The organism is Lentibacillus sp., from assembly GCF_035301925.1.
Taxonomy (GTDB): domain Bacteria; phylum Bacillota; class Bacilli; order Bacillales; family Amphibacillaceae; genus Lentibacillus.
The window spans coordinates 1-11777 of record NZ_DATGTI010000025.1 but is presented as its reverse complement, the minus strand read 5'-3'; the positions used below and the strand labels follow the sequence as shown (position 1 = coordinate 11777).

The window sequence follows — 11777 nt, the reverse complement described above, 5'->3', positions numbered from 1 at the left end:
GAAGCAAGCAAGCGGCCGCCAAGCTGGATTATGCACAGTCCATTTACAAGCAGGAGGAAAACAACCAAGCAAAACGTGATGAGACAAGCAAAAAACTGGACCAGCTGCAGGAATTCGTGCCAATTGTTAAAGACATCGACGAACGCAAGCGGCATTTACAAGAACTGCAGAAAGCGGCGAAACAAGCTGGTGCGGATCTGGAAAATGTGAAAGGCCGATTGAAAACTAAAAATGAGGAAGTAGAAACCCTTCAACAAAAAATCAACACAAGCGAACGGGCTGTCGGCCAATTGTTTGAGAAAAATGAAAAGCTCAACAATATGAGAGAGCAAGCAAAAGTATTGAAACGGTTCTTCACTGTGAAGGAGAAACAAACGCAACTTGATCAGGATTTCCAGGCAAAAGAAAAAGCATACCAAACGATTAAACAGAAGTATGATGCATACGAGCAAGCCTGGATGCACAATCAGGCAAGCATCTTGGCTTCCCATCTCCATGATGGCGAGCCATGCCCGGTTTGCGGCAGTCTGGAGCACCCGAACAAAGCAGGTTTTGAGGATAATGACTCAACAAAGGAACAGCTTGAAACACTGAAGAAAGAATTGGACGAAAAAGACCGTCTGTATCGGGATGCCATTGCCAATTGGAAATCTAACGACACCCGGCTGAAAGAAACACAGGAAGAACTCAGTCAGTATCAAATCAACCCCAGGGACGCGGAAGCTGTTTACCAAACAGTCGAAACCAAAGGCAAACAATTACGGGGTGAAGTGGATGCTTTAAAAAAACAGCAGGAAGCACTCAACCGGGATAAAGAAACCTATACGAAAGAAACGGAAGTGTTGAAACAGCTGGAAACAAAGAAAGAACAGCTTGAAAAAACTTACTATGAAAAATACGCGGCTTATGAAAAAGAGAAGGCCGTTTATGACGAACGCCTGCGCAACATTCCCGAAGAAGTGCGCATTCTATCTGAATTAGAAAAACAAATTAAGCAAACGTCAGACCTTAAGGCCCAGCTGGAAAAAACGTGGGAAGATGCCCAGGTGAAGCTGCAGGAGGCGAAAGATGAACAGACAAAAGCAACTGCCGATCTGACGAATAAACGGAAGCAACTTGATGACATAAGCAGCAAACGTGAAAAAGCTGTGGCAGAGTTTAAAGCTGCCCTGACGAATGCCGGATTTGAATCTGAAGAAGCCTATCAGCAGGCAAAAATACCTTTAGCAGAACGCGAAAAATTGAAAGAATCGATTCAAACATTCAACGAAAATCGTTCAGCGTTGACTCAGGTTGTCAACGATTTGCGTGCTTCATTAAAAGACAAACAAAAGATAGATTTAGCCGCCATTCAGACTCAGCTCGACCAATTAAAACAAGCCTATGAATCGGCGCTGAAGCAATTAAACCTGTCAAAAGACTATTATCAGGATGCGTCCGATTTAAAATTGAATATCATGGAGGCAAACGAGCAAGTCATTGCACGTGAAAAAGAGCTGACAACTATTACGGATCTGTATGATGTATTGCGCGGGCAAAACGATCAGAAAATTTCATTTGAACGTTATCTGCAAATTGAATATTTGGAGCGGATTATCGAGGCAGCCAACGGCCGGCTGAAAGATCTGTCAAATGGTCAATTTTATTTGATGCGCAGTGACCGGCAGGAGTCGCACGGCAAGCAAAGCGGCTTGGCGCTTGACGTCTATGATGCCTACACCGGTCAGACACGTGACGTTAAAACGTTGTCGGGCGGTGAAAAATTTAATGCATCATTATGCCTGGCTCTGGGCATGTCTGATGTCATTCAGAGCTTTCAGGGAAATATCTCGATTGACACGATGTTTATTGATGAAGGATTCGGCTCACTGGATGAGGAAACGTTAAATAAATCGATCGAAACATTAATCGATTTGCAGCAGTCAGGCCGGATGATCGGTGTTATTTCACACGTCCAGGATCTCAAAACCATGTTTCCGGCAAGGCTTGATGTTGTGAAGACAAAAGAAGGATCGAGCAGAACAGAATTTGTGGTGACGTAGGGGTCTGTCCCTATTCGCGCGGTAAATGAGAGCAAGTCTATAAATCTTTCTTTTAAATGAACGGAATGTACGATCATATATATTTCCTAGTCATGGCTTCCAGCTGTCAGCAGCTGTAAATTTGTTATTGAGTGTTTTAACTATTATTGTTATTAAAACAACGCCAACTTTCTAATGTTCAGTGAATAAAGAAGGGAAATTCCCTGGACTTGTGTTACTATGGACCAGAAAAGGAAATAAATAATTATCTGTGGAGCGTCATAACCGTCATGTAAAATTAGGAGGTGATGACGAATGCTGGGAAAAGGAATCAGACATACAAAACGATACCGGGAAATAGTAAATGTCCTCGTAAAAAATGGATTTAGTCACTTTCTGTTCCGGGTCGGCTTAATAGACCGGGCGATGGCAAAAAGCAAGGAATCCGCTGAAATCAATACAAGTATGAAAAGTGTGGGGAAGCGCCTCCGTTACGCCTTGCAGGAACTGGGGCCAACAACCATTAAGCTGGGGCAGATAGCAAGTACACGTTATGATACGCTGCCGCCTGAAATTACTGCCGAATTGGAAAAATTGCAGGATGATGCACCGGTTCTCGAATTTGGACATGTTCAGAATATCATTGAGACGGAATTTGATGATAATCTTGACAATTTGTTTGATTACGTGAACCCCGAACCGCTTGCGACAGCTTCGATTGGACAAGTACATGCGGCGAGGTTTTTGAATGGGGAAGAGATTGTGATCAAGGTGCAGCGTCCGGGTCTTCAATCTAAAATGGAAACCGATCTGGAAATCCTTCACGCTATTGGCCATATGCTGGAGGAGCGGACAGCCTGGGCGCAGCGTTACCGGGTTTCCGATATGATCGATGAACTGTCCGAGATATTGAAAAATGAGCTGGATTACATAATGGAAGGCCGGAGTGGCGAGCAAATTGCGGAACAATTTGACGATCAGCCCTATATTAAGGTTCCGAAAATATACTGGGAATTTACCACCCAAAAGGTCATGACGATGGAGAAAATCAACGGGATCAAGATTTCGGAAAATGAACTTCTTGATGAAGCAGGCTACGATCGGAAAATAATCGCTAAGCGTCTGGCTGATGCCATGATGAAACAGATTCTTGAAAATGGTTTTTTTCATGCCGATCCACACGCCGGTAATATTTACATTTTACCGAAAAATACGGTAGTGTTTTTGGACTTTGGCGAAACAGGGCATGTCAGTGAAAATCTGAAACGCCATTTTGCTTCGATTATCGTGAATCTGCATCAAGGTGACAGTATGAGCATGATTAAAACATTTTCCAGGATGGATTTGATTGAAGAAGAGACTGATTTAGAGGGACTGAAGCGGGATCTTGATAAGCTGCATCAGCAATATGAAAATGTTAAGGCAAAAGATCTCAGCCTGGGGCGGATAATCCTCGGGATATTCAGCGTCGTTTATCACCACCACATCAAGGTTCCGACTGAAATGGTTGTCATCAGCAAGACCATCCTGACGCTTGAAGGTGTGCTCGGAAGACTCGATCCGGAATTCAGTTTGTCGCGTGCAGCCGAACCATTTGCGCGGAAATTAGTGTTGAAGCGGTACCATCCAAAGGAAATCATCCGGAATTCGTGGCAGGAGATTGGTGAAAATATCGACATTCTGACTGACTTGCCAAAGGATATGAAGCAAATCATGTCTGTTGTAAAAAAAGGCAGAGTCGGTCTTGATATTAATGTCAGGCATGTCAATGAAGTGATGCGCCGGCTGGACAGAATCAGCAATCGGATCGCGTTCAGTATCCTGATGCTGGCGTTCAGCATCATTATGGCGGGTTTGATTATCGGTTTAGCGGTGGTTGGCCAAAATACCGTCATTTGGGAACTGCCGATCATTGAAATAGGCGCTATTATAGCCCTTCTCATGTTTATCCTGATGGTCTATATCATCATTCGGTCCGGCCGAATGTAGCTGAGGAAGTTCAGCGCCAGCACCCTTAAAGGCTGGCACGTTTGACCAACCGTGATGACGGCAGTATGATAAATATACGATCGTTTGGTTTAATGATCAAAACATGAACAATCCCCGGGCCACTAAAAGGCTCGGGGAGTTTTGATGTTATTCGGCCTTAACGGTCAGGCCGAATCTCAGCCATAAGCTCCACCTCTTCGTTGTCTGCACTAATTTCGAGAACTTCATCCCCTATAAAATCAATTATTTCACCACGCTAATATTCCCATTGTTAGTGGTTAATTTGATTGGATTATCCCCGTCTCCGGTGACCGTGTCCCAATTAGATTTTCCAAAAACAGTCGCTTTGCCATTTTCTGTTTTGATATCAAAAATTGCGTTTGTCGGCTCTTTATCCGTTTCAATTTCGATATTGCCATTATTAGATTCCAATGTTAATGGACGATCCAAATGATTTGTTTTAAGATAAATTTCCCCGTTATTGACTTCGCCGTTAATGTTGCCTTCGATATTTTCAAGTGAAATCGTGCCGTTATCTGCTTTAACATTTAACATAGCTGCAGCGATATCTTTCATTTCCAGATGGCCATTATCCACTTCAGCTTCAACATTGTTTATGCTTAACTGTTCTGACTGAAAACTTCCATTTTCAATGTCAACCTGCAATGATTCGTATACATTTTCGGGCAAGTATACGTTTAATGTTAAAGTTGTTCCGAGAAAATCAAAAAACTGGAAAAACTTCCTGTCCTTAAGCTCGATGGATAGTGTACTATCTTCTACATCAACACTTAATCGGTTATTCATTTCCTTGTTACTTCTCCCTGATAATTCTACTTTTGCTTTATCGGCATTTGTTGAAATAAGCTCCACCTCTTCGTTGTCTGCACTAATTTCAACAGCTGTTATATTGTCATCAATGACTTTCTCTTCCGAAACGGGTACAGACTTATTAATGGTATTGAATGTGATTAAACTCCCGATCCCACCAAGTAGTAAAAGAACGAGTGCAACAATGGCTATTTTTTTGATACTATTCATGTTTTAGACCTCCCTTCACGAGTGAAACGTTATATTTTAAATAGCGTACAAATAGTTTGATCAATGCTTTTGTCGCGAAAAACATACCGATTGCAATAAATAACCCAATTCCGCAGAGCATTATTGAAACGAATAAGTCAAACCATTCAAATGCTCCCGCGTAGGTTAACGCATTAAATAGAACCATTAACGGTGAAGTGATAAACGCAACCCCGGAGATCCATCCTGCAAGAACCACTAGCAGTAACGCCACAAATGGTCCAAGCACAATAACAAAATTAAAAAACCCTAACCCGATAACCGCCCATACGGCGCGAAAAATATTCCCCGTCGTTGGGGTCGCCTCCATTTTTTCGATATTGGATGCTGCAACCAGCTCTTTGGCAATCTGTTTTGGTGACCCAAGCGCGTCAGAAATTTGTTCTTCTGTTTTGCCATCTGTCAAACCATTGGAAAAATGCTCTTCAAAGTCGTGTAAAATATCATCACATTCCTCTTGAGGCAGCTTTTTTAATCCATTTTCCAAGCTCTTCAGGAATTGTTCTCTATTCATGGTCAACACCTTCCTTTACGATTTGATTAACGCCATCTGAAAACTTCTCCCACTCATCGTTAAGGACTAGGAGGTGATTTCTGCCTTTATCAGTGAGCCGGTAATATTTTCGGGAAGGCCCCTCTTTTGACTCTTGTAAATAGGTTGTTAAGTACGCCTCTTTTTTCAATCTCCTTAACAATGGGTATACGGAGCCTTCAGAAATGACAATCTGATCCGAGATTTTTTGAACGATCTCATAGCCATAACGATCTTGCTTATTTAGTAATGCAAGGACACATAGTTCTAAAGCTCCTTTTTTAAACTGTATGTTCATTGGGATGTACACCTCATTTTCACTACTGTGTAATAAACAGTACTGTAATATAAAAGTACCTTGCGACAATAATGTATCACATACTACTGTTTATTGCAAGGTACTGTATAAAATACTTTTTCTTATAAAATCTTATCCCCCACGTAACCCTTTACAATAACTTTATACTGTATTTAATTTCATTTAACATCCGGATGGTAACCTGAAACTGACATCATTTAAATGGAGGGGAGAGTATGGGGGAGAAAAGAAGAAGAGTGCGCTCATCTTTTTCCGTGATTTTGGTTGTTGTCCTTTTAATCACGACGATTTTTCCAGGACCATCGGCAACCTTGTATGCGGCTGAGATGGAGAAGAACGAAAACACTCAATCAAGGCAAACGAAGCAGCAAATAGCAAAAGACAAAAAGACTGCCTTGGCAGTAGAGCACGAGAGTCCAGCTCAATTAACGGAAAACGAGGAATTTAGCGTCGAGGTGTCCAACGAAAATGCCACCACGATGACCTTGCATTACAAGTCGGATGACACAACGAAAGACATGGAGATGGAACGTCTGGAGGATGGCACATTTACGGCGACGATTCCAGGCTCTGATGTGAAGCCAAAAACACTTGAATATAGGTTTGCAGCCGAAACAGCGGACAACGAAATCAAAACATCGCTGCCATATATCGTTGACGTCGTGAAAGACACCACAAAGGAAAACACTAAGGACAAAGAAAATCAAGATTCCCAGGAAGATGAAACACAGCCATCCGAAAAATCATCTGAACCTTCCACGAATGACACCGAAACACCCGAAGACAAAACAACTGAAACAGCGGAATCAGATACAAATGACGAAACAGAAACAGATGTTGAATCCGAAAATGACGAGCAGCAGGAAGCATTCGCGATCGAACACAGTCCCATCACTGAAATTAATGGAGATGAGGAGCTGACCATTGAAGCAACCGTACCGAATGCAAAAAATGTTACCGTAACCTATCAAACGGGCGAAGAAATACAGGCTCAAGAGCTAGACTTTGAAAAAGAAGATGGGACAGATCAATACACGGCCCACATTTCAAGCGACAAATTCTGGTCACCCGTCTTTCACTACCAGATCACAGCGGAAGATGCAGATGGCAATACCGAAACAACCGATTACATAGAATCAGCAGTGACTTTTTCAGAAACACCTGATCCAGAGAACATGCCAAGGCTTCTGATTACAGAGATCACGCCGGATACAGCGAACGTTGGCGGTTCGGATGCGTATGAATTTATCGAGATTTATAACAATACCGACCAGCCTATCAATTTAAAAGACTATCAACTGACATATGGGTATCCTGATGGACGCGAAGCCGATTGGGACCTGACAGAAGATAAAGAAATTGCCTCAGAGGAGAGTTTCATCGTTTGGATTCATAACGGGGCAAACGACCATTTGGGAGTTGACGATTTTAATGAGCAATATGATACGAATTTAACAGACGAGCAAGTCACCATTATCAAAAATAATGGCATGGCGAATGGATCGGAACGCACATTGAGCATTACCGATGATTATGGTAATGTCATGTCTCAAGCAACGTATAATGAAACGGACACCGATGATACGCTTCCGGATCAGGGCATTACCTATCAATATCCACCTGAAGGCAACAGCATGGCGAAAATTGGCATCAGTGAGACGATCACCCCGGCATCTGTTTTGCCTGGACAAGTCCCTGATGAACCGGTGACAATCGATGAAACATTAGAAGCGCCGAGCATTGGAGAGCCCGCCATCAACGTTACCAATGATGCTATCACAGTGGAAGTGGCTGTCACATCAGAGGCGGAACTTTCCGGTGTGAAATTATTTTATAAGCAAAGTGATGCGATGGGGTTTGAATCCGTGTCATTAAACGAAACGGACGATTCTTCCGTCTATTCAATTACCATACCGCTTGATGCCATCTGGAGCGATCAAATCCAGTATTACATGACAGCAGCCAATCAAGCAGGTGAAACAAAAACAGACACGAAAACATTTGAACTGCCGCAAGCCGACGTGGATTATCAAACTGTTCCACCGCTGTTGATTACAGAGGTGGTGCCTGATTCAACCAATGCCAATGGTGCGGATGCGTATGAATATATTGAGATTTACAACAATACGACCGAAGCGATTGATTTTAATGATTACATTGTCCGTTATCGCTATCCAAATACAGGAGCGGAAAATGACCTCTTATGGGGGCCGCCTCAGGATCAGGAAGATATCAACATTCCTTCTGGTGAATCAATTGTATTATGGGTCATCAATGGCGGCAATCCACATTTGACGGGCGCTGATTTTAACGACCATTATGGAACGGATTTAACAGAAGGCACCGATTTGATTAAAATTTATAATAACGGCATGTCCAACAGTTCAGAACGGACGCTCGTCATGGCAACCAAAACGGGATATGAGCTTTCTTATGCGAATTATAACGACGTCAATGGCGTTGATGATACCGTTGCTAATAAGGGAATTCTTTACCATTTCCCTCATGACGGAAGTACAACATCAACTAAAATCAGTTCCGGGGAATTCGATGCGACGCCAGGAACGGTTATGCCGGAACAAGTGCCAAGCGAGAAAGTGGCATTGCCGGCAGATCGTACCGCGCCTGTCGCAGCCGATACAACGAACGAGGATGGCCCTTCATCCGATGAATCGTTCCAGGTCTCGGCAAAAATAACCGATAACCATCAAGTCAAATCGGTTTTCCTGTATTACAGGACCGTGGAAGGCCATGACTTTTCCAAAGTCAGCCTGGAGCGTGGTGAAGATAACACGTACCAGCATACCATTTATGAGCCGGAACTCATTGGTCAGGAAAATCTTGACTATTACTTTGTAGCAAGTGATGGCAAAAATCAGCAAAAAACCGAAACCAATACGCTTTCCATCACGCACCCGAATGCAGAAACAGGCTTGCATTTAAATGTTGATAAACATGAATTGCTGTCTGGTGAAAAGGTGATTAAAGCAACAGAGGATACGTACACAGAAAATATTGAGCTGTTTCTGGATGATGAGCAAGTGACTGATACGTTTATGGCCATGGAAAATGACGCCTATTTTGCATTTGATGTGTCGGAAACGAATATCTTTTTCCAGAACGGTGTCACGATGGGCGATGAGGTGCTGGAAATATTCGATGATACGTATACGGATTTCGTGACACTGACCGTCCCGATTTCACCAGATAAATTACAGCCTGGTGAAAATACGATTACAATCCGTGCCGGCAACAAAGTGGGGCCATTTGATGAAACATCGACCGAAAACCGCGATGATTTTACCATTAAAAATGTCCGCCTCGTGCTGTCGGATGGAACGATTATCCGTGATCCGGAATATCGTGACCCGAATACCAATTATGCGGTTGGGGACAGCGCCGGAAAACAGTCTGTGTATGATTTTACCTTCACACTGGAACAGGAAACATTTGCATCCGAATCCTTCCTGTTTGATACAACCACTGTAGAAGATGGCGAGCATGAAATTAAAGCGGTTTTGGATGATGAAGACGTTACAACAACGGTCATCACAGACAATACAGCACCCGTCATGACCCCTTCTGTTGAAGAAGGCAAAGAATACAAAGGGGAATTGACAATCGATGCGGATGTTGAGGATGCCAATGAAGTGAAAGAAGTCTCTGCTGAATTGGATGGCAGCCCGATTTCCCTGCCATATGAAACGTCTTCTGCCTTGCTTGCTCCCGGTGAACATGACGTTGTTTTTACAGCGGAAGATGCAGCAGGAAATGTCAGCACATCGGAGGTTACGTTTTCCGTTGTGGCGGAACACCCCGGGCTCCCGGACTGGCAGGAAAATGAACCGGGCAGTACAAGTGCCGATCTTTCCGTACGTGTGAATGACCCAACAGGGGATGCCATGGACGTTGGATTTTACCAAGCGTATCAGTATACAGCAGAAGACACGGAAAATCTCCGTATATCACAGAACATGACTGAAACGGAACCGCCACAGACGAAGGATCCTGAAGACGAAACAGCATTGACCGAAACGGAAAGACATCAGCTGTTACAAGCGGATGGCGAGGCATTTGCAACTGAATCCAGCACAGAATCCCCATACCATCGATTTGATGTCACAGTTGATGAAAATGTTGGTCCGGAAGATGAGATTGAAGTTGTTTGGAACGGTTCTTCCCTTGAAGGCAGAAAAGTCACGATGTATGCATGGAATTATACATCCGGTGAGTGGGATGAACTGACATCCACCATTGCAGGTACTGAAGCATTCCAGCTTGTTGGTTCTGTAACAGGTCCAGACTATCTGCAAGACGACAAAGTGAGTGTTATTGTCCAGGACCGAGTCGCAGAAGCTGGTGAGGATTTTTCCTTTGTGTGGATGACGGATACCCAGTATTACACAGAAAGTTACCCGCATATTTATGAGGAACAGGTAAACTGGATTGCCGAGAATCAGGATGCTTTAAATATTGAGTATGTTTTTCATACGGGGGACCTTGTCAATGTTTACGATGACTTTGACCAGTGGGCTGTAGCCGATCGCAATATGAAAGTCCTGGATGATGCAGGCATCCCATATGGTGTGCTTGCCGGTAACCACGATGTCGATATGAAACATAATAACTATGTGAATTATAACCAGTACTTCGGGGCAGACCGCTTTGAAGACCGTGCCTATTACGGTGGTTCCTATGAGAACAATCGTGGACACTATGATCTGATCTCTGTAAATGGGAACGATTATATTATGTTGTACATGGGCTGGGGTGTCGATCAGGCAGGCATTGACTGGATGAATGAGGTACTCGCTGCACACCCAAACCGGACAGCCATCTTAGGTTTCCATGAATATTTGCTGGCCAGTGGCACAAGAAGCCCGATTGGTGATGACATTTTTGAAAAAGTCGTCGTACCGAATGACAATGTGAAAGCCGTTCTGTCCGGTCATTATCACAATGCCCAGACCTATATTGATGAAATTGATGATGACGGCGATGGCACTGCCGATAGGACGGTTTACCAAATGCTTGCCGATTACCAGGGCGGACCAGAAGGCGGACAAGGGTATTTGCGCATCTTAAACTTTAATATGGATTCGAATACGGTTGATGTGCAAACCTACTCCCCTTATCTGGATGATTATAATTTTTATGATGAAGCAGATTTTCCAGGAAAAGATGTGTTTACAATCGATTGGAACCTGGAAGCTGATAAAAAACGCGTTGCCACCGATTATGTTGAGGTAAATGTCTATACGGATGAACAAATCGGCCTGGCTGAAGATGTGCCAAGTGGACAGGATGCAACGGTGACATGGGATGGACTTGATCCGGAAAGTGACTATTTCTGGTACACCGTAGCAACTGATGCGTATGGCGGCAGCACTCGTTCTGATATCTGGAGCTTCACGACCGTTGAAGGCGAAGTGGTGCCGGAAGAGCCGGAAAAACCTGAAGTTCCCGGAGAGCCGGATGATTCAGACGAACCGGATGATAAACCAGCTGAACCTGAGGATGAACCGGGTGACCCGGAAAGACCTGATGATCAACCAGGAAAACCGCTGCCTAATAACCAGAAACAAACCGTTGAAGCAGATGTCACAGATGGCAGAGCTGCGGTTCAGGATGATGTCTTTGAAGCAGTTTCTCAGAGTGGCAACATTATCGTTCAATTGAATGCCGAAGCAGCTGTTCTTGAACTAACCGAAGAACAAGTGAAAACATTAAAGGCTAAACAAGTCGTCCTGACGCTTACCAATGGCGACATCACCCTTGATATTCCTGCTTCCGTATTTGCGGGTTCAGAACCAGCAAGCATTGGTATCGAAAAGCT

General features: G+C 43.7%; 6 protein-coding genes. 3 read left to right on the top strand and 3 right to left on the bottom strand.

The window, feature by feature from the left end; all coding sequences use genetic code 11:
• The coding region (locus VK080_RS02575) for an SbcC/MukB-like Walker B domain-containing protein (protein ID WP_324223238.1) at nt 1-2042 on the top strand (2042 nt) is incomplete at its 5' end.
• A 294-nt stretch (nt 2043-2336) separates the two neighbouring features.
• On the top strand, nt 2337-4010 hold the full coding sequence (locus VK080_RS02570; protein ID WP_324223237.1) for an ABC1 kinase family protein: 1674 nt from the start codon (nt 2337-2339) through the stop codon (nt 4008-4010).
• Nucleotides 4011-4253: 243 nt separating this feature from the next.
• On the opposite strand, the gene VK080_RS02565 is transcribed toward VK080_RS02570, so the two are convergent.
• The 3 genes from VK080_RS02565 to VK080_RS02555 are packed head-to-tail and all read right to left on the bottom strand — an operon-like array spanning nt 4254 to nt 5920.
• On the bottom strand, nt 4254-5051 hold the full coding sequence (locus VK080_RS02565) for a DUF4097 family beta strand repeat-containing protein (RefSeq protein ID WP_324223236.1): 798 nt from the start codon (nt 5049-5051) through the stop codon (nt 4254-4256).
• Nucleotides 5044-5604 carry an HAAS signaling domain-containing protein gene (locus VK080_RS02560; RefSeq protein WP_324223235.1) on the bottom strand — a complete coding sequence of 187 codons (561 nt, stop codon included), beginning with the start codon at nt 5602-5604 and terminating at the stop codon, nt 5044-5046. Before VK080_RS02560 ends, VK080_RS02565 begins: the two co-directional genes overlap by 8 nt.
• Nucleotides 5597-5920: a PadR family transcriptional regulator gene (locus VK080_RS02555; protein WP_324223234.1), complete on the bottom strand. Its 324-nt coding sequence runs from the start codon at nt 5918-5920 to the stop codon at nt 5597-5599. Before VK080_RS02555 ends, VK080_RS02560 begins: the two co-directional genes overlap by 8 nt.
• 236 nt (nt 5921-6156) lie before the next feature.
• On the opposite strand from VK080_RS02555, the gene VK080_RS02550 reads away from it, so the two are divergent.
• Nucleotides 6157-11777, top strand: a 5621-nt coding sequence (locus tag VK080_RS02550) for a lamin tail domain-containing protein (protein WP_324223233.1), incomplete at its 3' end; no start/stop codon positions are given.

Bases quoted from the DNA above. Each gene is read 5' to 3' on its own strand.
- VK080_RS02570 (WP_324223237.1), top strand. From the start codon at position 2,337: ATGCTGGGAAAAGGAATCAGACATACAAAACGATACCGGGAAATAGTA.
- VK080_RS02565 (WP_324223236.1), bottom strand. From the start codon at position 5,051: ATGAATAGTATCAAAAAAATAGCCATTGTTGCACTCGTTCTTTTACTA.
- VK080_RS02560 (WP_324223235.1), bottom strand. From the start codon at position 5,604: ATGAATAGAGAACAATTCCTGAAGAGCTTGGAAAATGGATTAAAAAAG.
- VK080_RS02555 (WP_324223234.1), bottom strand. From the start codon at position 5,920: ATGAACATACAGTTTAAAAAAGGAGCTTTAGAACTATGTGTCCTTGCA.